This window comes from Marinitoga sp. 1137 (assembly GCF_001941525.1).
Classification (GTDB): Bacteria; Thermotogota; Thermotogae; order Petrotogales; family Petrotogaceae; genus Marinitoga; species Marinitoga piezophila.
The window spans coordinates 1,943,979-1,966,224 of sequence record NZ_CP009471.1 but is presented as its reverse complement, the minus strand read 5'-3'; the positions used below and the strand labels follow the sequence as shown (position 1 = coordinate 1,966,224).

General features: G+C 29.3%; 24 protein-coding genes. 5 read left to right on the top strand and 19 right to left on the bottom strand.

Annotated features, from left to right (window positions below; all coding sequences use genetic code 11):
• Window position 1: 1 nt before the first annotated feature.
• From pelG to LN42_RS09335, 15 genes are all read right to left on the bottom strand, one after another.
• Window positions 2-1,414, bottom strand: a complete 1,413-nt coding sequence (pelG, locus tag LN42_RS09405) for an exopolysaccharide Pel transporter PelG (RefSeq protein ID WP_075780736.1) — start codon at window positions 1,412-1,414, stop codon at window positions 2-4.
• Window positions 1,414-2,820: a GT4 family glycosyltransferase PelF gene (gene pelF, locus LN42_RS09400; protein WP_014297276.1), complete on the bottom strand. Its 1,407-nt coding sequence runs from the start codon at window positions 2,818-2,820 to the stop codon at window positions 1,414-1,416. The genes pelG and pelF overlap by 1 nt, the downstream gene beginning before the upstream one ends.
• Window positions 2,821-2,834: 14 nt before the next feature.
• Window positions 2,835-3,338 carry a hypothetical protein gene (locus tag LN42_RS09395; RefSeq protein ID WP_014297275.1) on the bottom strand — a complete coding sequence of 168 codons (504 nt, stop codon included), beginning with the start codon at window positions 3,336-3,338 and terminating at the stop codon, window positions 2,835-2,837.
• Window positions 3,339-3,344: 6 nt separating this feature from the next.
• Window positions 3,345-4,283, bottom strand: coding sequence for a hypothetical protein (locus LN42_RS09390; RefSeq protein WP_075780735.1), 939 nt, complete (start codon window positions 4,281-4,283; stop codon window positions 3,345-3,347).
• Window positions 4,280-5,494 carry a hypothetical protein gene (locus tag LN42_RS09385; RefSeq protein ID WP_014297273.1) on the bottom strand — a complete coding sequence of 405 codons (1,215 nt, stop codon included), beginning with the start codon at window positions 5,492-5,494 and terminating at the stop codon, window positions 4,280-4,282. Before LN42_RS09385 ends, LN42_RS09390 begins: the two co-directional genes overlap by 4 nt.
• A 2-nt stretch (window positions 5,495-5,496) precedes the next feature.
• Window positions 5,497-6,168 (bottom strand): flagellar brake protein, encoded by a 672-nt coding sequence (locus tag LN42_RS09380; RefSeq protein WP_075780734.1) that lies wholly within the window; start codon window positions 6,166-6,168, stop codon window positions 5,497-5,499.
• Between the two features lie 169 nt (window positions 6,169-6,337).
• A complete protein-coding gene (rpmB, locus tag LN42_RS09375; RefSeq protein WP_014297271.1) occupies window positions 6,338-6,532 on the bottom strand; it encodes a 50S ribosomal protein L28 in 195 nt (64 codons plus the stop codon).
• Window positions 6,533-6,638: 106 nt separating this feature from the next.
• Window positions 6,639-8,153, bottom strand: coding sequence for a lysine--tRNA ligase (gene lysS, locus LN42_RS09370; RefSeq protein WP_041638612.1), 1,515 nt, complete (start codon window positions 8,151-8,153; stop codon window positions 6,639-6,641).
• Window positions 8,140-8,640: a transcription elongation factor GreA gene (gene greA / locus LN42_RS09365; RefSeq protein ID WP_014297269.1), complete on the bottom strand. Its 501-nt coding sequence runs from the start codon at window positions 8,638-8,640 to the stop codon at window positions 8,140-8,142. Before greA ends, lysS begins: the two co-directional genes overlap by 14 nt.
• Window positions 8,641-8,656: 16 nt before the next feature.
• On the bottom strand, window positions 8,657-9,121 hold the full coding sequence (gene nrdR / locus LN42_RS09360) for a transcriptional regulator NrdR (RefSeq protein WP_014297268.1): 465 nt from the start codon (window positions 9,119-9,121) through the stop codon (window positions 8,657-8,659).
• On the bottom strand, window positions 9,118-10,011 hold the full coding sequence (gene whiA / locus LN42_RS09355) for a DNA-binding protein WhiA (protein WP_014297267.1): 894 nt from the start codon (window positions 10,009-10,011) through the stop codon (window positions 9,118-9,120). Before whiA ends, nrdR begins: the two co-directional genes overlap by 4 nt.
• Before the next feature lie 32 nt (window positions 10,012-10,043).
• A complete protein-coding gene (rapZ, locus tag LN42_RS09350) occupies window positions 10,044-10,913 on the bottom strand; it encodes an RNase adapter RapZ (protein WP_014297266.1) in 870 nt (289 codons plus the stop codon).
• The gene (murI, locus tag LN42_RS09345; protein WP_075780732.1) at window positions 10,910-11,689 is read right to left on the bottom strand and encodes a glutamate racemase; all 780 of its coding nucleotides are present in this window, start codon (window positions 11,687-11,689) and stop codon (window positions 10,910-10,912) included. Before murI ends, rapZ begins: the two co-directional genes overlap by 4 nt.
• 13 nt (window positions 11,690-11,702) lie before the next feature.
• Entirely contained in the window at window positions 11,703-11,972 is a 270-nt protein-coding gene (locus LN42_RS09340; protein WP_014297264.1) for a hypothetical protein, read from the bottom strand.
• 20 nt (window positions 11,973-11,992) lie between these two features.
• Complete coding sequence (locus LN42_RS09335; RefSeq protein ID WP_014297263.1) at window positions 11,993-12,331, bottom strand: hypothetical protein; 339 nt, start codon at window positions 12,329-12,331, stop codon at window positions 11,993-11,995.
• Window positions 12,332-12,477: 146 nt separating this feature from the next.
• Here LN42_RS09335 and yajC point away from each other — a divergent pair, with 146 nt between their 5' ends.
• From yajC to secF, 3 genes are read left to right on the top strand one after another with little or no spacing between them, the layout of a single operon-like run.
• The gene (gene yajC, locus LN42_RS09330) at window positions 12,478-12,861 is read left to right on the top strand and encodes a preprotein translocase subunit YajC (protein WP_014297262.1); all 384 of its coding nucleotides are present in this window, start codon (window positions 12,478-12,480) and stop codon (window positions 12,859-12,861) included.
• Between the two features lie 18 nt (window positions 12,862-12,879).
• On the top strand, window positions 12,880-14,289 hold the full coding sequence (secD, locus tag LN42_RS09325; RefSeq protein WP_075780731.1) for a protein translocase subunit SecD: 1,410 nt from the start codon (window positions 12,880-12,882) through the stop codon (window positions 14,287-14,289).
• Complete coding sequence (gene secF, locus LN42_RS09320) at window positions 14,289-15,197, top strand: protein translocase subunit SecF (protein WP_014297260.1); 909 nt, start codon at window positions 14,289-14,291, stop codon at window positions 15,195-15,197. The genes secD and secF overlap by 1 nt, the downstream gene beginning before the upstream one ends.
• A 117-nt stretch (window positions 15,198-15,314) precedes the next feature.
• Here the strand turns inward: secF and LN42_RS09315 are convergent, their stop codons facing one another.
• Both LN42_RS09315 and LN42_RS11200 read right to left on the bottom strand, forming a co-directional pair.
• Window positions 15,315-16,499, bottom strand: a complete 1,185-nt coding sequence (locus LN42_RS09315) for a flagellin (protein WP_075780730.1) — start codon at window positions 16,497-16,499, stop codon at window positions 15,315-15,317.
• A gap of 128 nt (window positions 16,500-16,627) precedes the next feature.
• Entirely contained in the window at window positions 16,628-17,812 is a 1,185-nt protein-coding gene (locus LN42_RS11200) for a flagellin (protein WP_075780729.1), read from the bottom strand.
• A gap of 252 nt (window positions 17,813-18,064) precedes the next feature.
• Here LN42_RS11200 and LN42_RS09305 point away from each other — a divergent pair, with 252 nt between their 5' ends.
• Window positions 18,065-18,838, top strand: a complete 774-nt coding sequence (locus tag LN42_RS09305; RefSeq protein WP_014297257.1) for a carboxylesterase — start codon at window positions 18,065-18,067, stop codon at window positions 18,836-18,838.
• A 15-nt stretch (window positions 18,839-18,853) separates the two neighbouring features.
• Here the strand turns inward: LN42_RS09305 and LN42_RS09300 are convergent, their stop codons facing one another.
• Together LN42_RS09300 and LN42_RS09295 are read right to left on the bottom strand one after the other, a co-directional pair.
• Window positions 18,854-19,729, bottom strand: a complete 876-nt coding sequence (locus tag LN42_RS09300) for a hypothetical protein (RefSeq protein ID WP_014297256.1) — start codon at window positions 19,727-19,729, stop codon at window positions 18,854-18,856.
• 13 nt (window positions 19,730-19,742) lie between these two features.
• Window positions 19,743-21,158: an Rne/Rng family ribonuclease gene (locus LN42_RS09295; protein WP_014297255.1), complete on the bottom strand. Its 1,416-nt coding sequence runs from the start codon at window positions 21,156-21,158 to the stop codon at window positions 19,743-19,745.
• Between the two features lie 140 nt (window positions 21,159-21,298).
• Here LN42_RS09295 and LN42_RS09290 point away from each other — a divergent pair, with 140 nt between their 5' ends.
• The gene (locus LN42_RS09290) at window positions 21,299-22,180 is read left to right on the top strand and encodes a hypothetical protein (protein ID WP_014297254.1); all 882 of its coding nucleotides are present in this window, start codon (window positions 21,299-21,301) and stop codon (window positions 22,178-22,180) included.
• Window positions 22,181-22,246 lie beyond the last annotated feature (66 nt).

Genomic DNA, 22,246 nt, shown 5'->3' with positions numbered 1-22,246 from the left:
ATTATTCCTCCATTAAATATTTTATATCTTTAAAATGCATATAAAAACCATCTTCAACTCCTATTTCCTGTCTAAAATATTCTATTCTTATTATATCATCAACTTTTTTTATTAATATTTTATATCCTATAAAAGTTCCAAGAGTAAAAGCTATAGAATATCCTGCTCCAAGAGAATAATATCCAATTTTATCAACAAATATAAAACTTAATATTATATTTGAAAATAGAGTAAATAGATTTAATTTCAGGGCATCATCTCTAAAATCAAAATATAATAATAATAGCATTATCATTAAATAAAAAGAATTCATCATTGCACCTATGAATCCAAGCCTTAAAATAGGTTTGGATATTTCACTTACAAATGGTAATAAGTTTAATTCATTAAACATTAATAGAATGGATGTAATTACAACCTGAACTTTTATTGTAAGGGATATGTTCAATTTTAATTCCTTAAACATTTCTTTTTTTCTTAATTCTATTTCTGAATAATTATAACCATTTATCAACGAATCATAGAATAATTTGTATTTTTTATAAAATCTTGTCTCTAAAATTAAAATAAACATAGTAGCAGTTGGAATTATCGTTAAATATGCAAGAAACATAGGATAATCATATATATATGAAAAATGAAATCCTTTTAATGGTTCTTCACCATAAATAGGAGATGTCCATGTAATAAAATCATCTGCCCATAATGCCAGATAATATGTAACTCCAATAAATATATTCTGCCAGTATTTTCTTAAATCATGTATCCATTCAACAGAAATTTCTATATTTGTTCCAAAATGAAATATAATAATTAAATAATGAATAAAACTACCTATATTAACACCAAACGCAAATCCCATTAAATACCCTATTTGATTATTTTCATCTCCAAGAATTTTAGATAATATAATAGATGAAAATCCCATAACTATATATGCAAGAATATACCAGTTTACAGCATCTGTTGAAATAGAAGCTATGGAAATTATCCATAATATTAATAAAGAAATAGTTAAATAAGAAAAAGAAAAAATAAACCACCATTCATGAGGATTAATAAGAAAAAATATAGCCAATAATATTATCGTAAAAAGAGATGCATAAAGGATAATTCCAAATACTTCAGGCAATATTTTTTTATATTCTTTTAAATATATTAAATCCGATAATCTTCGTGATTCAAACATAACAACAAGACCGGATATTATTATGGAAAACACAAAAGAATATACTATTCCTATATTAAAGTACATGCTGTTAATATTCATTATATTGAGTATTATCCATAAAGATGTTGTTGTGATTATCCATGGTCCGGAAGATACCACAACGGAATAGGCTATTGCAAGTAAATCTGTTGATACTCCTCCTTTATGAAACATCTTTGTAAGTCTAAAACCTACACCAGCCATTATTTCACCGCCGATATGTATAATTTTTTATAGTTCTTTATCATTTGATCAAGTCTATATCGTCTTTTAACCCGTTCTCTTGCAATTTTTGAAGCATTTAATCTAAACTCATCATCTTCATATAGTTTCATAATTCCTTCAGCTAATCCTACAAAATCCTTAGGTTTTACAACAACTCCTGCATCACCTATTATATCTTCTTTAGATCCATATATCATTTCTGAACATGCACCAACATCTGTTGTAACAACTGGAATTCCAGCTGCAAATGCCTCTAAAATTACAAGCGGCTGTCCTTCACTAACGCTTGATAATAATAATACATTTAATTTAGGATAATAATCAAGAACATTTACTTTACCTGTAAACTCTATAGTATCTTCCAATTTAAACAATCTAATCATCTGTTTACATTCTTCATAGTATTCTTTCTCTTCATCTGTTGGACCTATTATATACAATTTAAAATTTTTTATTTTTTCCTTGACCATTTTGGCTGCTTTTATCGCCGTTTTTATATCTTTTATTTCAACTACTCTCCCAACAAGTCCTACAATAAACGGATCTTTTTCTTCTCTATATTTTAATTTTGAAAATCTATCGTAATCTATGCCATTTGGGATTACCTGCATTTTGGATTCATCTTCACATAATTCCTTTTCAAACATTTGATTTTTGCTAAATAATGTTGTTATCTGTTTTGATCCTTTATATACCAGAGAACTAATAGTATTAAATAATTTTATCCATGCTGTTCTATATTCATCCTTTATCCAATTTGCCTTTAATACTTCTAATTGCCTTTCCCTGTGATATATACCATGTTCTGTCAAAATCACAGGAATATTGTATTTCAAACCATTCATAATTGCACTAATTCCAGCATAACCAGTAGTAATTGTATGATAAACATCGCATTTTGGAAGATCTACTGTCATGGAGTTTAAAAAAGGAAGCAACATTGATTGCAATGTCCAGTAATAATTTGTAAAGTTTTCATATGGAATATATGATTTATAGAAGTTTAGCATTGTTTCCCAATAATATTTTGTCTTTAAGATAGAAGTAAAATCATAATCGGAATAATCCTTAAACAAATTATACAATTTCTGAGCCATAACCCTTTCGTCAAAGGGATAAATAATAATCTTTCCCAATTTATTTAAAAAATCATCAGGAATTTTTTTCTTTTTGGAAAAATCATATTTGGCAAATAAAAAGTATTCAAAATAGTCTACAACATTTTCTGGAAATTTATATTTTGGATATCGTAATTTAGGAACATCCCCAATTTGTATTACACAAAAATCAACGTCTTTCATTGATTTCATTAAAGTATTTCCCCAGCTGGATACCCCACCTGTAACATATGGATATGTTCCTTCAAATATTATTCCTACTTTCATATTTTCCCCTCAATTCAATGTTCTGTTAATACTTCGAGAATTTTAGAAAATTTTATTTTTTCAAATTCATTTGATTTTTCTATTATGTAATTCATTAACCTTTCATCCTTTGTTAAAAGATACAGAGAAACCTTTTCATTAAAGGATAAATCATCTATATACTCATAATTTTTTGAATCTTCCAATAATTGTTTTATATGGCTCAAAAGATATTTTATTTTTAGATCATGTGCATATTCAAGAGTTTTATTATCCTCAAGGTTTTTTGATATCAATATAAGCTGATTAATATAAGTTAATACATTTTCATCATTTAAAGATATATGTTTTAATTTTGATAATAATTCAAGTTGTTTTATATACACACTTCTTTTATTCCACGGAAAATCATTTATTTGCCTGGAACTTAAAGATGTATTGGCATTTTTATTTATTATTATTACAAGAAATATCAATCCCAGAACTACTGCAAATAAAAGATTATATGCGCTAAATATCTTTTTAAGATTTTCTTTCATTTTAATTTATCCTCCCAATAAGAATTTTAATGCTTCACTTTCAGGTTTAAAACCCAATAATATATAATCAGACACCAATCTTTGAACATTCTTTGGCTTTTTTCGTTTTATATAATAAAATATAGCATATTCCATTATTTTTTGTGCTTTGAAGTTTTTTATTTTATCTTCAAGTACCTCTTCCAGTTCATTATATTCCTCTAATAATTCCAGCGTTTTTAAAAGATATAATATTAGTTCCGGACTTTCTGGAAACACATGAACTGCTGTTCTGAGTATTAAAGCACTTTGCCATAAGATTTCCTGTTTATGTTCTCCTGCTAAAAATCCAGATTTTGCATAGTAATATGAAAATTTACCAAAATTTATATAATCCTCCAGCGTATTTAAATTTTCATAATAATATGATATCTTCTCAATAAGAAAATTCTCAAGATTTGTAATTGCATCAGATGCATATAACACTACATCAGGATGTTCATCTATTTTTATTGCTTCATTTAATAAATGAATCCCTGTAGAAAAATCTATAGCTTCATTTTTTATTGCATCATACACCAATCTTACAACAAATTTTCTTTGTTCAGGATCACCGTATTTTAAAACTATCATAAACGGTGCAAGATCCACCGAAGAAAAATTTACCCTTTCGCTTTCCTCTTCTTTTTTTTCTGATATTTCAACTGGTTTATATCTGGATTCTATTTTAATATTCTGCAAATATTGAATAAAAGGAAAAAACGGAAAGAAAAGAACAAAAAAAGGAAGTTTTTTAAAAATATCAGAATATCTTTTTTTATATGAATACGAAATAATTATTGCTAAAAGAAAATATATGGCTATAAATAAATAGCCATATTTGTTATTTTTTATTATAAAAATTAACCCTAAAGTTCCAGATAATATAGAAAGGATAAGTATTATAATTTCTTTTCGCATTTTCATTCTTTTGAATAAGCCTCCAAAACCTTTATGCTTTTTATTTTTTCAATATTTTCGAGAACTCTTTTTAATCCTGTTTTACCACATGATGTTAAAATAATAGCGCCTTTTTTATCTTCTGGATCATAAAAAACAAAGTCTGTATCTCTAATTATCTTTCTATATTTTTCTATTTCAACATTTTGAGTAACTGTAAAATAAATTATAGAATAAGGAATTTCAAAACGTTTTCTCCTCTCTTCTATGTATTTAAGGGTAATTTCAAACTCCTCATATGGTTTTATAAACATTTCCTCATCTGATTCTGCCAATTCTTTAGATGCCATTAACAACGTGCTAAGCCAGTCTGATAATATCTTTAAATATGTTTCTGTATTTTTATTAACCTTTTCTGGATCAATAAGTTCAATAATAACAAAACCGAGAATATTCTTTCCAGCTGAAATAGATACAGCCATTGCCGGTTCAAACTCAAAGTTATACTCCATTTCTGTAAGATAAAGAACATTTACATTTGCAGCACCAAATTCTTTTGCCATTGAGATAACGACAGATTTTTCAATATCAAATGAATTTGGAAGATACTGTGGCCCTTTTCTAACTCTCATTCTTAAAAAATTATTTTTACTTAACGTGTAAATTGAAACTGTCGTAGCTTCAATAAAATCAAAGATAAGGTCTATGGATTCGTTAAATATATCTTCTGCACTTTCATAATCTATTTCCTTTAATCTTTCAACTAATAGTGAAACTCCCTTTCTTTCAAGAACAAGCTTTTTCTCAAGATCTACAGTAACGTTTTTATATTTTCTAATTTCATTTTCAAGATCTTTTACCTTTTCATTTAAAACCTTTATTCTTTCATCTCTATTTTCAATTTCCTGTATATACATATCTCTAAAAAAACCTATTATAAAACTCAATGAAAATGTAAAAAGCGGTATTTTTAAAATTTGCCAGCTAACTATAAGCCCCGTAAAATTTTCCTTTGCCTGAATATATAATGAAAAAAAGAGATATGCTGTACTTAAAAAACCTGAAACCAGCGCAAGGTTAATACCATATCTTATAGCTATAAACAAAGAAAAAATAAAATACGGATTTGGATCAATAAACGCATATCCAAAATATTTTCCATATATGTCAACGATTAATATTAATGTATATATAATAAATAATTCTATATAACCATAATAACCTTTCTTCTTCGCCATTATTATTCCCCCACAGCACCATGTCTTGCTTTTATCGAATATAAATTAGCAAATCTTACTATTTTCTTCTCCAGTTTATAATTAACATTTAAAAATTTCATTCCATATATATTTTCTTTATATAAATTCTGCCCTAAACTTCTAACAACCATCGTTTCAATATCCTCTAGTATTAAATCATCTGTTATTGTCAGGTTTTTTAATATATATCTTTTATCTTTTTCCAGCGTACTTTTTGTTATAATTTGCATTCCACCAGCACTAAAATCCCTTGTCTCAAATCTAATTTTTTTATTATTTTCTTCATCAAGTAATATCCCCTCTCTTATTATGGAAACTCTAAAAAACATTCTTTTTTGAATTCTATACGCAATACGTGGAAGATAGATAATAATACCTTCCATACTATTTTTTAAAATATGAGATTTAAATAAAACACTCGCTGAAAAATCATAAAATCTAATTATTATTTTTTCCCTGCTATATGTTTCTATCTTTCGATTTTTATGATAAGGTGGAAGTATTACTGCGATCCTTTTCTGAAAACTCATATCAAGTATTCTGCTATTTGCTACAATATGTTGTTCGGGAAATTCAACATCTATTAAATCCCCAGGATACAGTAATTTTCTTAGATTAACTTTTTCGATAAATACATTTTCGTTGTAAGTCATTCTATCCCGCCTTTTTGTAATTATATCATTTTAATGTTAATCATAGTTCTCCAATTATACATACTAATATATTTTTCTATTTAAATCATACTCTATCCTTTTATTAATCGTAGATTTTAATCTATATATTTAATAAAAAAATGCCCCAAAAGGGGCATTATTATTTTTGTTATATTGCTCTTTTTACTTTACCAGCCTTTAAACAGCTTGTACATACATTCATTCTCTTAATTGTTCCATCTTCTAAAACAACTTTAACCTTTTGAATATTTGGTTTCCACCATCTTCTTGTGGTTACCTTTGAATGAGCAACATAGTTTCCAGCTGTTGGTCTTTTTCCACACACTTCACATACTCTTGCCATTTTCATCAGCCTCCTGTTTATGTTATTTTATTTTATTATTTTTTGAAAATTATACCGTATATATTATATACAAAAAGATGAAATTAATATTTAAATAAAGTTAATTTTATTCGTCGGATTCCATTAATTTTTCTTCATCTTCAAATTTCATTGGTCTAACAATTGGATACGGGATAACATCCCTGATTGTTTCAGCACCTGTTAAGAACATAATAAATCTGTCTATACCTATTCCCAATCCACCTGTTGGAGGTAATCCATATTCAAGCGCTCTAATGAAATCAAGATCCATCATTTGTGCTTCTTCATCACCTTTTTCCTTCATTTCAACCTGTTTTTTAAATCTCTGAAGCTGATCAACTGGATCATTTAATTCACTAAATGCATTTGCAAGTTCTCTTCCATATATTATTAATTCAAATCTTTCTGTAACCCTTGGATCTTCCCTATGTCTTTTTGCAAGAGGTGAAATTTCAACAGGATGTTCTAAAACAAATGTTGGTTGTACAATTTTATCCTCTACCAATGACCATAATTCATCTATATAATGTGCTTTATCTTCAAATTCCACTTCCACTCCATGATCCTTTAATACCTGAGACAACTTTTCATCTGGATCTTCTAATATATCAACACCAAGATGTTCTTTTATAAAATCTCTCATTTTTACTCTTTTAAACGGAGGTTTAAAATCAATCTCTACACCATCATATACAATCTTTGTTGTTCCGTGGATTTTTTCAACAACATATGATAATACTTCTTCTGTTATTCTCATCATATCTGTATAATCAGCATAAGCCTGATACAATTCCATCATTGTAAACTCAGGATTATGCTTATATGAAACACCTTCATTTCTAAAATTCTTACCAATTTCAAAAATCTTTTCCATTCCACCAACTACTAATCTCTTTAAATATAATTCTGGTGCAATTCTTAAATACATATCAACATCATAAACATTTAAATGTGTTACAAATGGTCTTGCATTTGCACCACCAAGTATTGGATGTAATGTAGGTGTTTCAACTTCTGTAAACCCTTTCGAATATAAGAATTCCCTGATATACCTAATTGCTTTAAATCTTGTAACAAAAGTTTTTAAACTTTCATCATTTGCTATCATATCTACATATCTCTGTCTATATCTAACTTCTCTATCCTTTAAACCATGCCATTTTTCCGGTAATGGTCTTAATGCTTTTGATAAAATTTCAAAATCAAGAACAAGTATTGTTAACTCACCTGTATGAGTTTTAAATGGGAATCCTTCTACTCCAACCCAATCTCCAATATCCATATATTTCTTAAATTCATTGAATTTTTCTTCTCCAACTTTATCTTTTCTAATATACGCCTGAATTCTTCCTGTATCGTCTTTTAAAACCAAAAATGCTGATTTACCGTGTTTTCTAATTGACATTACTCTTCCGGCAAATTTAAAAACTTCCTCTTCTTTTAATTCACCAGATTCAATATTTCCATACTTTTCTTTAATTTCTTCAACCTTCATTTCTTTATCGAATCTGTAAGGGTAAGGATTCTTCCCTTCTTTTCTAATTTCTTCAATTAATTCTAATCTCTGTTTTCTTACGTCGCTCAAATCAAGCACCTCCATATTTCAATATAGCAATAATTTCAAGTTCCTTTATCTTATTAGATGGAGTTTTGAACTTTACCTTATCTCCTATCCTCTTTTTCAACAATGCCTTACCTAATGGTGAATCTGAACTGATCTTTTTTGGTTCTGAAAAAATGTCTGCTTCCTGAGAATTAACTATTTTATATGTTTCTTCTATATTCTTTGATAAATCTCTAACTATAACAGTATTCCCAAGATTTATCTCTTCAGTGTTACTTTCTGACTCATCAATTATTTCAGCATTTTCAAGTATATAATCAATTTCTTTAATTCTTGAATCTATTTTACCCTGTTCATTCTTTGCTTCTTCATATTCACTATTTTCTGAAAGGTCTCCCAATTCCCTTGCTTCTTTAATTCTTTCTGCAATTTCTGTCATCAATTTATTTTTCAACTCTTCTTTTTCTTTAACAAGACTTTCATAACCTTCTCTGGTTAATTGTATTTTTTCTCCTGGAACCATATTTGAACCTCCTTAATTAATTATTTTCTTCTTTTTTTCTTAAATCATTGATTATTTTAACGAAATGATCTAAATCTCCAAATTCCTTATATACCGATGCAAATCTTACATATGCAACATGATCCAATTCTTTTAACCTTTTCATCACAAGATCTCCTATTTTAGCGCTTTCTATCTCAGAAGTTCCCATCTTTCTAATTTCTTCTTCTATCTGACCTGCAACATTTTCCAATTGTTCATAACTTATTGAACGTTTATGACATGCTTTGATTAATCCATCTAAAATTTTCTGTCTATCAAACAATTCTCTTTCTCCATTTTTCTTTATAACAAAAACCTTATGCATTTCATATCGTTCATATGTGGTAAATCTACTATTACATTTTAAACATTCTCTACGCCTTCTTGTAACAGTTCCATCTGCAATTGTTCTGGAATCAAGCACTCTTGTTTCATCATGTCCACAGTAAGGGCATTTCATTCTATTTCACCCCTTTTTATTTTCGAAGCAATTTTTGATATTTTCTTCATTTTATAATAAAGCGTAGATTTTGAAATGTTCAAACTTTCTGCCATTTCACTTAAACTTTCGCTTTCATTATCCAATCTATAAAGAGCTATTTCTCTTAAATCATCAGGAAGATTTTCCAGCCCCATCTTTTCAGCTATTATTTCTATATCTTCAATCTGTTTAGAAGCGCTTTCTGCTGTTTTTGTCGCATTTGCTGAAATAAAGTTAAAGGTTCGCGAGACATTGCTTTTTAATTCGCGAACTTTTATTGTATTTGATATCTTTTCCACTGATTTGTGGGCTCCAAGTAATTCAAGTGTATTCAATATATCCTTAGACGATTTCACGTATATCTTTATTTTATTATTTTTTGTTATATAATTGGCTTTGATTCCAATAAGATTTTGTAAATTTTCTATTATAATTTGCGCAAACTCCTCAGAAAAATCTGAATAAAACTCAAGATGATAATTTTTTGTAATGGAAACCGAACCACAACTTAAAAATAATCCCTTTAAAAATATACCAAAAATATATGGATCATCTGATATATATTCAGGCACTTTATCTGAAAATAAATCTATCCCCTTTTCTTCAAAAATCATTTTAGCATGCATCAAATTAAAAATCAATTCCCCCATTCGTCCAATATGTAAGCGTTTTTCATTCTTTATATAAGTTGTTATCCATTCACCAAATATTTCTTTGGAAATTTTATATAATCTTTTTAAAGTATTCATTGAAGAAATTGATATTTTTAAATATCTGTTATTTTCCTCAATAACAAAACTTCCTTTTCCTTTTATAAATCCATATAATTCAACTTCAGGATATTCTATTTTCGACATTATCAATTCCATTTTTACCTCTTCAGAAAAAACAGACATTTTTATCACCTATTAATATCTCTATGTTCAATAGAAGCTTTTACACCTTTTTTAATTAATGCTGAGTATAATCTTTCTGCAATATATACAGAACGATGTTTTCCACCTGTACATGCTATTCCAACATTAATTGAAACACGTCCAGTTGAAGAATACCATTCCTGAACCTTTGAAATAAAATCAAATATTTTTTCAAAAGTTTCATTGGTTTCTGGGAAATGTTCCAGAAACTCCTGTATTTCCTTATCCTTCCCGGTTAAAACATACAATTCTTTTATATAATACGGATTCGATAAAAATCTAACATCAAATAAATAATCCAGATCATTTGGAACTCCATATTTAAAACCAAAACTTATTATCTTTACAGCTGTGGAATATTTCTGTTTCTTTTGCTCTATTAATTCAAGAACCTTTTCTCTAAAATCTTTGGGTTCAAGATTGGTAGTATCTATAATAATATCAGAAATTTCCTTTATTGGTGTCATTAATTCAATTTCTTTTTCTATTGCTTTTTCAAGTGATGGTTGTAAATCCTGCAAAGGATGCTTCCTTCTTGATTTTTTAAATCTTATTTTTATTGTTTCAGGTGATGAATCAAGAAAAATTACCCTGAAATCTATATTTTTATTTTTTTTCTTTTGAAGCTTTAATACTGCTTTTTTCAATTCATCAGGTGCATTCCAGCGAATATCACTAACAAAAGCTATATTTTCTATATCGGTACTTCCCAAAATCATGTTCATAAATTCTTCAATTAGATGTGGTGGAACATTATCAACTGTATAGAATTTTATATCTTCAAGTATCTTTAAAATAGTTGTTTTGCCTGCCCCGGACAAACCGGTAATCAACAATACATTTCTCTGTTTCATATTTCCACCCCCATCTCCCCAAAAACTTTATGAATATATGAAATTTTATAATTATTCTTCCCTAAAATTCTTTCAACATTGTATTTAAATTTATTAATATATCCCGAAACATAAAAAGTAATTTGCGGTATATCATTAAAATACGGAATATCATTTCTTACATAATCAACTATATAATCAGCTGGGTCAATTATTTCTCCTATTACTGCTTTTTTTATGTGTTTTTCCAATATTGGATAATGGGTACATCCTAACAAAATTTTACTAAATTTTTTTTGATTTTTCAAATAAAAATTTACTATAGACTCTGCTATGGGTCCATGCCAGATCCCTTCTTCTATTAATGGTACAAATAAAGGACATGGAATCTCTTTAAGCTTTTTTACATCTTTTGACAATATTAATTCTCTATATGTTCCCGTATTAATAGTATTTTCAGTTGCCAGCAATAAAACTTCATCATTTTTTTTAATTGACCTTACTGCATTTTTTAATATGCTAATATACTTAAAATTATATTTATTCATATTCATATATCCACGAGTGATTAAAGAATCCGATGTATTACATGCAGCAATAACAATATCCAGGTTGTTTGAATCGTAGAATTCAAACAACTCCTCTAATACAGATATTATTTTATTTACAGGTTTTGAACCATAAGGAACATTTAATGTATCTCCAAAATAAAAATACTGGTGGCCTCCAAAATTCCCGACCACCTTTTTTAATACGGTTAATCCGCCTATTCCAGAATCAAAAAAACCTATTTTCATTGTTTACACCCCATTATTCCTTTTTGCGGGAGACATCAGAGGCTTTGGAAATTAATTTTTTTAATCCTTTCTTTAATTCTATCTTTTCAAGATGCTCATTTAATAGCAGGTAAAGCAATATGTGCACAGGCTCCATATTGCTTGCTTGACTGTATATATTTTCAACATCTTTTTTTATATTATCAAGAATTTCATTTACAATTTCTTCCGGTTCATCAGTAAGAAATTCATATGTTTGTCCAAGGAAATCAAAATGTATTTTTTTCAGCCTCTTATCTCCCACAAATGTCACCGCCTAAAATTTTACCATTTCTGTTCTTCATATCCCTGATTTTCGTGAGATTCTGCAGAAGGATTTTCAACAGTTTCTTCAACAACCTCATTTACAACCTCTTCCACTTCATCACCAATAATTTCCTTTAACTTATAATTAATTTCCTGAATATACTTTTCTGTTTCTTCTTCTTTTCTTTTTAATTCTTCAAGTTGTGATTTCAATTCATCTCTTTCTCTTGATAATTTTTCATATTCAGCATATAATTCATCATTTTCCTTTTTTAAGGCTTCTTTTTCTTCTTTTACCTTTTTATATTTTTCTGCGAGATTTTCAATAACCTTTTCTAATTCTTTTAAAAGTTCCATAATAATCAACCCCCTTAATTTTTTCGTCATTAAATTTTTCTATATTTTTTTAAGAAATCCTGGTAGAATTATACCACAAAAATTTTCAGAAATCATAATTCTGTGTTATAATATTGTAGAAAAAATATATCGGAGGTGAAGTTTTCATGAATTTTAATAGCATAAAAGAAATTTTATTATTTGGTCCACCAGAAGCAGCTGCGGCTCCACAAACCGCAACAACAGCGCAAACAGGAAGTATTTGGGGGTTACTATTCCCATTATTACTTATGTTTGGTTTAATGTATTTCTTAATTATAATGCCACAGAAAAAACAGGAAAAGAAACACAAAGAAATGATCTCAAAGTTAAAAAAGGATGATAAAATCCTTACACAATCAGGTATCATTGGTAAAATTGTAAACATAAACAACGATTTCATAAGAATTAGAACTGCAGATAGAACAGAACTTGATATTACAAAAAATTCTGTAGTAGCAGTTTTATCAAAATCCAACAAAGAAGATAATAAAGAAAACAGCAAAAAATAGTCAAGGGGGTAGATTTTCTTGAAAGCACACAAAGTTAGAGTAACCGTTTCAGTACTTGTTTTTGTAGCAGCTTTATTGATGTTTTTCTGGCCAACAGGCACTAACAACAACGAAGAAGGTATTTTAAAGTATTTTTCAAATATCAAGCTCGGGCTTGATATTAAAGGCGGAAGTATGCTTGAATATGATATGAAGCTGGATGAAGGAACAGATCCTAACGAAATTATTGACAACGTTATCCTCGTATTAAGAAAAAGATTGGATGCAGCTGGATATACAGAAGCAGTTGTTTCAAAAGTTGTTAGTGGAAACAAAATAAGGGTTAGGGTGGAAATCCCCGGTATTACAGACATAGAAACAGCAGAAAAATTAATTGGTAGTAGAGGTAAATTATATTTTGCCGAAGTTATTGATGTTCAAACCTCAGATGCAAAACCTGAAATTAGAAGAAATAGATATGTAACCATAAATGGAAAAGATGAACCTTTATATGATTATGTAAGAGATATGTATGATGAAACAACATGGTATAAAGTACAGAAGATATTTACATTTGGTAAAGAACCATTTGAATTTACAGGAACAGATGTTGTTGATGCAAATGCAGATATCAACACAAGAGAAAAAGGTTTTCTTGTTAACTTAAAATTCAGTTCACAGGGAAGCAAAAAATTCGAATTAATTACAGGTAATCTCGTAGGAAAAAGATTGGCTATTATTCTTGATAACAGAGTTATAATTGCTCCAGTTGTTAACCAGAAAATAACAAGCAGTTCTGCTGTTATTGAAGGAATTCAGACTATTGACGAAGCAAGAAATGTTGCTGCTTTAATTAAAGCTGGAAATCTTCCTGTAGATCTTGTTAAATTCCAGGAAAGAACAACTGGACCAACATTGGGTAAAGATGTTGTTGAAACAATAGTAAAAGCAGGTTTATTAGGGCTTGCAGTTGTTATGGTTTATATGATTGTATTCTATGGTTGGATGGGTGTAGTTGCAGATATTGCTTTAATATTCAACTCTGTATTATTACTCGGTGTTTTAGCCGGAACACACGCAATTCTTACATTACCTGGTCTTGCTGGTATTATCTTAACTTTTGGTACAACAGTTGATGGTAATGTTATTATTTATGAAAGAATTAAAGAAGAATTAAGACACGGAAGACCTCCTCTAACAGCCGTTAGATTTGGTTTTGATAAGGCTTTCTGGACATTATTTGATGCTAACTTAACCACAGTATTAGCCGGTGTTGTATTATACTACTTTGCAACTGGTACAGTAAGAGGATTTGCTATTACTTTAATTATTGGTGTTCTTGGTAGTATGTTTACAAACCTCGTTGTATCAAGGTCTATTCTTGAAACAACAAGTCATCTAATCAACGTGAAGAAGTACCAGAAAACGGCTGTAAAGGAGGGAAACTAATGATTGATTTCGTTGGAAAAAGAAAACTATTTATAACACTCTCTCTATTATTAATATTGGCAAGTTTAATTTTTGTATTTACAAAAGGTTTTAATCTCGGTGTTGATTTTGCCGGTGGAACAGAATTTGTTATTTCAGCTGACAAAGAATTAAAAATAGATGAAATAAGAAATGTATTAACAGATATAAATTCTAACTACGCAACAGCAAAGATAGTAAAACTCAAAAACCTAAATGTTGAAAATGCAAGTTTATTTCAATATTCAATTGTTTTAAAAGAATCATTATCAGGTTCCACAGCATTAAAGGAAAACTTAATAAAAACAATGAAAAATTCATTTAAAGAAAAAGGCATAACAATAGATTTTCTTGAATTCAACGATGTTTCAGGTTATGCTGCAGAAGAAATTAAGTCATATGCATGGTATGCTGTTATTATTTCTTTAGTATTATTATTGGCTTACATCACATTAAGATTTAAATTCTCATTTGGTGTAGGTGCTATTATTGCTCTTGCACATGATATAATAATTACTCTTGGTTTTTATTCATTATTCGGCATTGAAATTAATGTAGCAGCCATTGCAGCATTCTTAACACTTGCAGGTTATTCATTAAACGATACTATTGTTGTATATGATAAAATCAGAGAAAATATGAAGAAATTAAGAGGTAAAAAAGATATAGAAGAAATAGTTAATATTAGTATAAACGAAGTTATTGTTAGATCATTAAATACATCTATTACAACATTCCTTGTTGTATTGCCAATTCTTCTCTGGGGCGGAAAGGCAATTGCTCCATTTGCATTTGGTCTTGCAATAGGTGTTATAGTTGGTACATATTCATCACTTTACATTGCAAGTCCTATTGTTATTAACTGGATCAAAAAATCAAAGGTATATTGATATTTATTACAAAAACCCTCCTATTGGAGGGTTATTTTATTTTTATTATATAAAGAAAAAGGGCGAATCCCTTCGCCCTTTTATTACGCCTGGATTGAATTATTAAATTAAATATTATTATCTCAATAATTGTAAAGCCTGTTGTGGTAATTGATTTGCCTGTGATAACATTGCTGTTCCACTCTGCAACAAGATCTGCTGTCTTGTATAATCTGCCATTACCTTTGCAACATCTGCGTCTCTGATACGTGATTCTGCTGCTGTTAAGTTTTCTGATGCTACTCCTAAGTTCTTAATTGTATGTTCAAGTCTGTTTTGAGCTGCACCAAGTTTTGCCCTGAATGCTGATACTTTATATATTGAAGCATCTATAGCACTTATTGCAAATTCTGCATCGCTCTGTGTATCAATCTTTAAATGTGTTGTAATTCCTATATCATCTGCTTTCATACTTTCAAATCCAAGGTTTATTACCTGTCCTTCATTTGCTCCTATATGATAATTTAATGGATTTACTCCTGTTGCTCCTGCTGTTACCTGTCCATATACTGCAACTGCTCCTCCATCTACCTTTGTTCCTTTTGCAAGTGTTCCTCCAAAATCATCAATAGATGCTATTTGTGTTTTATCCCATGTAATACTTACCTGAGCACTTCCAACTGTTATTGCTATGCTTCCTGCCTGAACATTTGTTGTTACTGTTTTTGTTCCTCCTGCTGTAACAAGAGTTGCTTTAACTTCTAATGTACTGGTTGCAGTTCCTGAGAATTGTCCAACTTCTAAAACTATATTTCCATCGATTAATGTTGTTCCTGTTGTTCCTACTTCAAAGTGTGCTGAACCTGGTGATACTAATTTTGCATATGCATCTCTTGTTTCTCTTAATGATCCATCTAATAAATTCTTTGTGTTGAACTGTGTTGTTTTTGCTATTCTATTGATTTCGTCTCTTAATTCTGTAAATTCATTCTGTAGCTGTACCCTATCTGCATCTGTGTTTGTATCTGTTGATGCCTGTACTGCTAGTTCTCTCATTCTCTTAAGAATTGAATGAACTTCATCTAATCCACCTTCTGCTGTTTGAATCATTGAAATGGCATCCTGTGCATTTCTTACTGCTGTGTCTAAACCCTTTATCTGGTTTCTCATCTTTTCAGAGATTGCCAATCCTGCTGCATCATCTGCTGCTCTGTTGATTCTTAAACCAGATGATAGCTTTTCCAATGATTTTCCCATGTTTGTCTTTACATTACTCAATGTTCTCCAGGCGTTTAAAGCCTCAATGTTGTGATAAATTCTCATAATTCCACCTCCGTGTGAAATGTTTTGATTTGGGAATCCTCCCTAAATTATTAATCGACGGTAATATATAAAACTTTAGTCTATGCAGAAAATCGGGCGAAAGATTCCGCCCGAAATTATATTATTTATTATCTCAATAATTGTAATGCCTGTTGTGGTAACTGATTTGCCTGTGATAACATTGCTGTTCCACTCTGCAACAAGATCTGCTGTCTTGTGTACTCTGCCATTACCTTTGCAACATCTGCATCTCTGATACGTGATTCTGCTGCTGTTAAGTTTTCTGATGCTACTCCTAAGTTCTTAATTGTATGTTCAAGTCTGTTTTGAGCTGCACCAAGTTTTGATCTAAATGCTGATACTTTATATATTGAAGCATCTATAGCACTTATTGCAAATTCTGCATCGCTCTGTGTATCAATCTTTAAATGTGTTGTAATTCCTATATCATCTGCTTTCATACTTTCAAATCCAAGGTTTATTACCTGTCCTTCATTTGCTCCTATATGATAATTTAATGGATTTACTCCTGTTGCTCCTGCTGTTACCTGTCCATATACTGCAACTGCTCCTCCATCTACCTTTGTTCCTTTTGCAAGTGTTCCTCCAAAATCATCAATAGATGCTATTTGTGTTTTATCCCATGTAATACTTACCTGAGCACTTCCAACTGTTATTGCTATGCTTCCTGCCTGAACATTTGTTGTTACTGTTTTTGTTCCTCCTGCTGTAACAAGAGTTGCTCTAACTTCTAATGTACTGGTTGCAGTTCCTGAGAATTGTCCAACTTCTAAAACTATATTTCCATCGATTAATGTTGTTCCTGTTGTTCCTACTTCAAAGTGTGCTGAACCTGGTGCTACCAATTTTGCATATGCGTCTCTTGTTTCTCTTAATGATCCATCTAATAAATTCTTTGTGTTGAACTGTGTTGTTTTTGCTATTCTATTGATTTCGTCTCTTAATTCTGTAAATTCATTCTGTAGCTGTACCCTATCTGCATCTGTGTTTGTATCTGTTGATGCCTGTACTGCTAGTTCTCTCATTCTCTTAAGAATTGAATGAACTTCATCTAATCCACCTTCTGCTGTTTGAATCATTGAAATGGCATCCTGTGCGTTTCTAATTGCTGTATCTAAACCCTTTATCTGGTTTCTCATCTTTTCAGAGATTGCCAATCCTGCTGCATCATCTGCTGCTCTGTTGATTCTTAAACCAGATGATAGCTTTTCCAATGATTTTCCCATTTCTGTTTTTACATTACTCATAGTCCTCCATGTGTTTAATGCCTCTACGTTATGATAAATTCTCATAATTCCACCTCCGTGTGAAATTTATTTAATTTTTTATTTTCATCTCAATTTGTGTTCACAATATATTTCGTCGGAAATTTTTTTTACTTTAGTTTTTCTTTAAAAAATTTTTTAATTAAGTCTAAAAACTGATATTTTCGTTGTTTTATATGTCTTCATATTATATTTCGTCATTTTTTCTGGGGACTTTAATAAATTTTATAAAATATTCTGTGATATAATAAAATCAGATAATCAAAGGAGAGTGATATTATGTTTTTTGATAATATTCCAGAAAATTCCCATATACTTTATGAAAATTCTCAACCTTTGTTTTTAGAAGGTGGAAAAACTGCTGTTTTAATTATACACGGATATACTGGCACTCCACATGAAATGTATTATCTTGCTCATAGACTAAATGAGGAAGGATTTACTGTATATGTACCAAGATTACCAGGCCACGGAACAAATTTTGAAGATTTTTTAAGTACTTCATGGAAAGACTGGTTAAGAAGAGTTACTGATGCATATATCGAATTGAATTCAAAGTATGAAAAGGTTTACATCACCGGACTTTCTATGGGAGGAGTATTAACATTAATACTTGCATCTAAATTTAATCCTGAAAAGATTGCACTTGCAGCACCTGCCATAGAAGCGAGCGATTGGAGATTAAAATTCACCCCCGTATTAAAATTCTTTACAAAAAAAATAAAAAGAAAAAAGGTTGAGCATTTTGAAGAAGAAGGATTAAATAAAATTGCTAAAGAATATTGGAGCTATGATTGTCCTCCAAAAGCTGCTGATTTATATTTCTTACAAAAAATGGCAAAGCGTAGGCTTATGAGTGTAAAAAGCGATACATTAATTATTGTTTCAAAAAAGGATAAAGCTGTACCAATGAGTGTAGCCAGTACTATAAAAAATAAAATCTCTTCAAAGGTTATAGAAACAGTGGTATTAGAAGAAAGTCCTCATGTTGTTACTAATGATATTGAAAAGGAAAAGGTTGCTGATGAAATTATAAAGTTCTTTAAAAAATAAAAAGATGGAAATGGTTCAACCATTTCCATCTTTTCTTTTATAAAATTCTTCATATAATAAGTTTCTTGATATTTGTTTTCCTTTATTTTCAACAGCATATGAATAGGCTATATTTCCAAGAAGTAGTGAATCTTTTAAATTTTTCCCATCTAACAATGAATTAATAATTATACTTTTAAATGCAGATTTTGCTTCAAAAATATACTCTTTTTTTTCAGAAAAAGGTATTATTTCTTCTTTTATGTCATCAAATTCAAAAACAATATTTCCATTTTTCATAAATGTTATTTTATATAGATATTTTACATTTTTCAATTCCAGTTCTTCATTTATAAAGATGAAATCTCCAAATATTTCAGAATCTTCAGGGAAATTTATTGTTTCTTCAAAATCCAAAAAGATAAATTTGCCCAATAATTTTAGATTCCTTATTAATTTTGTATTCCAGTTGCTTAAAATAATATATACGCTTTTTACTTCATTTATTATTTCTGAAAGATTGTTTAATATAAATGTATAGTCAATATTTTCTATGTTTCTATAATCTTTATAGACTTTATTGAACCCATCACCATATAGCTTTAAAATTCTTCTGGTTCCATATGGCTGTCTTGACCAGAAAAATAATATCTCCTTTTTTTCAAAATAGCTATTTATTAATTCATTAAATTCATCATTGCCAATATAATCAAATAACACAGGACTTATTCCTATTTTTCTTAAATGAGTGGCTATTCTCGTTCCTATTCCATCAACAGCTAATTCAATATGTGGAAGCGTTAAATCAGATTTTATAACTATCTCCACACCCCCAACAATTAAAACATCTGCCTTTCTTTTCATTTCATATACAGAAAACATCTGTTCCTGTATCTGGTAATGGATTCTCATATACATCCCTCTTTTACTTTCTATATCTTATATTATATGAATTAGGATCGGGCCAATTGAAATCAAGATCTAATTTTACATCAAATTTTTCTTCTATTTCTTTTTTCTTCTCTTTGGTGAAATAACCTGAAAGATTATGATATACACTTGTATATACTTCTTTAATATTATGCCCTCTCTTTAAGTCCTCCAAAGATTCTTCTAACTCTTTTATAACCCTTCTAAAAACAATCCTTGGCGATGCTATTTTTCCTGTCCCCTGACAAATTGGACATTGTGTAAATAACAAAGCATCAATTGAAGGAGTTGTTCTTTTTCTTGATAATTCCAATAACCCTAATTTTGTAAATCCAGAAATTGATATTTTCGCTTTATCTTTTTTTGATTCTTCTCTAAAAAGATTTATTATTTCTTCTTTATGTTTTGCATCTTTCATATCTATAAAATCTATTAATATAATTCCCGCTATATTTCTCAGCCTTAATTGTCTTGCAATTTCAACCGTTGCTTCTAAATTTGTTTTGTACGAAGTGTCTTCAACATTTTCTCCAAGCACATTACCTGCAGAATCTATATCAAAAACAGTAAGCGCCTCTGTTTTATCTATTGTTATAACCCCTCCACCTGGAAGTTCTATTTTCCTTGCAAACATATCGTCCATCTGTTCATATACATTAGTCCATGAAAATGCATCTATATCGACTTTTCTTATTTTCACATTTTCATTTATTTCCTTTATCTCTTTATTAAATCTCTTAAAAAGCTCTTTATCATCTGTTATAATCTCATTTACCGAATGATCAAATCGTTCCCTTAATATATAATCAACAAAATTTTCGTCTTCATATAAAAGTGCCGGTTTATTTGAATTTTTAGCTTTTTCCTTTATATTCTCCCAGATTTCCTTTAATTGAAAAAATTCTTCTTTTAAACTTTCAAAATCAACATTTTCGCTGTTCGTTCTAAAGATTATACCTTCTTCTTCGTTTTCTATTAACATTTCCCCAATTTCCCTCAGTCTATCTTTTTCGGATAATGACATAATTTTTTTTGAAATTCCTATGCTATTTTCGCCAAATGGCATATATACCATATACTTTCCGGGAATATTAATATGCATGGTAAGCTGTGGCCCTTTTCTGACATCGCCATCTTTTTTTACCTGCACAATTATAAATGATCCTCTTCTTAATGTATCAGGATCTATAGTTGTATCTTTAAATCGCAGAAAACCGTTTTTTTTCGCTCCAATATTTACAAAAAAGGATTCAAGAGCCGGAACAACATTTTCTATTCTTCCGTAAAATATTTTTCCTGTTAATTTTCCAACTTCCAGATCTTCAAAAAAGATTTCCATTAATTTTTCATTTTCAAGTAGTGCTACGCGCATTTCGTCTGAATGATTGCTAAATACAAGAGTCTTTTTCATCTGTATCACCTACTCAATATTTTTCCTTATTATTATAACATCAAATTTCGTATTTTTAAAATTAAAAGTATTAAAAAAATCCGCCGATATATAATTCGGGAAAATATTATTTAATTATATCTTTCAAGGAGGAGGATATTATGAGGAAAGGATTTCTGTTTGTTGTTCTGATTTTATTAGGAACTATGGTATTTCCAGAAACATATTATGTTATTGGAAATACTGTTTTTAGAGGCTCTTTACTGGATTCATCAAATCAATATGAAGTTACCGTTGTATCGCCAGAAAATGATTTAACAGGTTTTTCTGATAAAAGAATCATAGTTATCGATGATAATGTAAAAGAGCTGTTAAATCAATATTATCTTGTAAATGGAAACGATATGGCAAAACAAGCTGTAAAAAAAGGAGATATAACTGTAAATGGAAATATTGTTCCAGAATCTGCAAATATGAATTTAAAAACCATTTATCATGAATTTAAATTCTTCATGCCAAAAGATTATTCATTATGGAAAATTGGCGGAAGAAGAGAAGATGAAAATAAAAATGAATTATCTTCTTTAAATAACACGGTATGGTATAGAATCCATAAAAATGGTTTTTCTGAAAATAATTTATATAAAGATTTTGAGTTACCTTATTGCGAAGATACACATGTAGAATTTTATGCAGAAATTGCAGGATTGGTCACAAAAGGAAAAAATCTTGATCAAAAAGCTTATAGCGTTGCAGGGATTATTTTTGCATTTTTAGATGAAAACAAAAATACTCTTGATAAAATTGCTTTTGTGTGGAGTTCTTCAGATTATCCGTTTAAAGAATACTTATGGATTAACCCAATGCCTTTAAAAAATTCTACTGATTTTAGAGTAAAATTTAATGTTAATGATCTTGCATATAAAAAACAGATTAAATATTTAAGAGTTATTTTCTGGACTTTTGGAAGCTCTCATTCTAAAACATTAAACGCCGATTTATGGATTAGAAATATAAGATTAGTTGTTGCAAAAGAAAAATAATTTTAATACTATAAAATATAAGGGTTCGCATTTGCGAACCCTTATATTTGTGATATAATAAATATA

Coding starts and splice junctions, on each gene's coding strand:
- pelG (WP_075780736.1), bottom strand. CDS start 1,414: ATGGCTGGTGTAGGTTTTAGACTTACAAAGATGTTTCATAAAGGAGGA.
- pelF (WP_014297276.1), bottom strand. CDS start 2,820: ATGAAAGTAGGAATAATATTTGAAGGAACATATCCATATGTTACAGGT.
- LN42_RS09395 (WP_014297275.1), bottom strand. CDS start 3,338: ATGAAAGAAAATCTTAAAAAGATATTTAGCGCATATAATCTTTTATTT.
- LN42_RS09390 (WP_075780735.1), bottom strand. CDS start 4,283: ATGAAAATGCGAAAAGAAATTATAATACTTATCCTTTCTATATTATCT.
- LN42_RS09385 (WP_014297273.1), bottom strand. CDS start 5,494: ATGGCGAAGAAGAAAGGTTATTATGGTTATATAGAATTATTTATTATA.
- LN42_RS09380 (WP_075780734.1), bottom strand. CDS start 6,168: ATGACTTACAACGAAAATGTATTTATCGAAAAAGTTAATCTAAGAAAA.
- rpmB (WP_014297271.1), bottom strand. CDS start 6,532: ATGGCAAGAGTATGTGAAGTGTGTGGAAAAAGACCAACAGCTGGAAAC.
- lysS (WP_041638612.1), bottom strand. CDS start 8,153: ATGGAGGTGCTTGATTTGAGCGACGTAAGAAAACAGAGATTAGAATTA.
- greA (WP_014297269.1), bottom strand. CDS start 8,640: ATGGTTCCAGGAGAAAAAATACAATTAACCAGAGAAGGTTATGAAAGT.
- nrdR (WP_014297268.1), bottom strand. CDS start 9,121: ATGAAATGCCCTTACTGTGGACATGATGAAACAAGAGTGCTTGATTCC.
- whiA (WP_014297267.1), bottom strand. CDS start 10,011: ATGGAATTGATAATGTCGAAAATAGAATATCCTGAAGTTGAATTATAT.
- rapZ (WP_014297266.1), bottom strand. CDS start 10,913: ATGAAACAGAGAAATGTATTGTTGATTACCGGTTTGTCCGGGGCAGGC.
- murI (WP_075780732.1), bottom strand. CDS start 11,689: ATGAAAATAGGTTTTTTTGATTCTGGAATAGGCGGATTAACCGTATTA.
- LN42_RS09335 (WP_014297263.1), bottom strand. CDS start 12,331: ATGGAACTTTTAAAAGAATTAGAAAAGGTTATTGAAAATCTCGCAGAA.
- yajC (WP_014297262.1), top strand. CDS start 12,478: ATGAATTTTAATAGCATAAAAGAAATTTTATTATTTGGTCCACCAGAA.
- secF (WP_014297260.1), top strand. CDS start 14,289: ATGATTGATTTCGTTGGAAAAAGAAAACTATTTATAACACTCTCTCTA.
- LN42_RS09315 (WP_075780730.1), bottom strand. CDS start 16,499: ATGAGAATTTATCACAACATTGAGGCTTTAAACGCCTGGAGAACATTG.
- LN42_RS11200 (WP_075780729.1), bottom strand. CDS start 17,812: ATGAGAATTTATCATAACGTAGAGGCATTAAACACATGGAGGACTATG.
- LN42_RS09305 (WP_014297257.1), top strand. CDS start 18,065: ATGTTTTTTGATAATATTCCAGAAAATTCCCATATACTTTATGAAAAT.
- LN42_RS09300 (WP_014297256.1), bottom strand. CDS start 19,729: ATGAGAATCCATTACCAGATACAGGAACAGATGTTTTCTGTATATGAA.
- LN42_RS09295 (WP_014297255.1), bottom strand. CDS start 21,158: ATGAAAAAGACTCTTGTATTTAGCAATCATTCAGACGAAATGCGCGTA.
- LN42_RS09290 (WP_014297254.1), top strand. CDS start 21,299: ATGAGGAAAGGATTTCTGTTTGTTGTTCTGATTTTATTAGGAACTATG.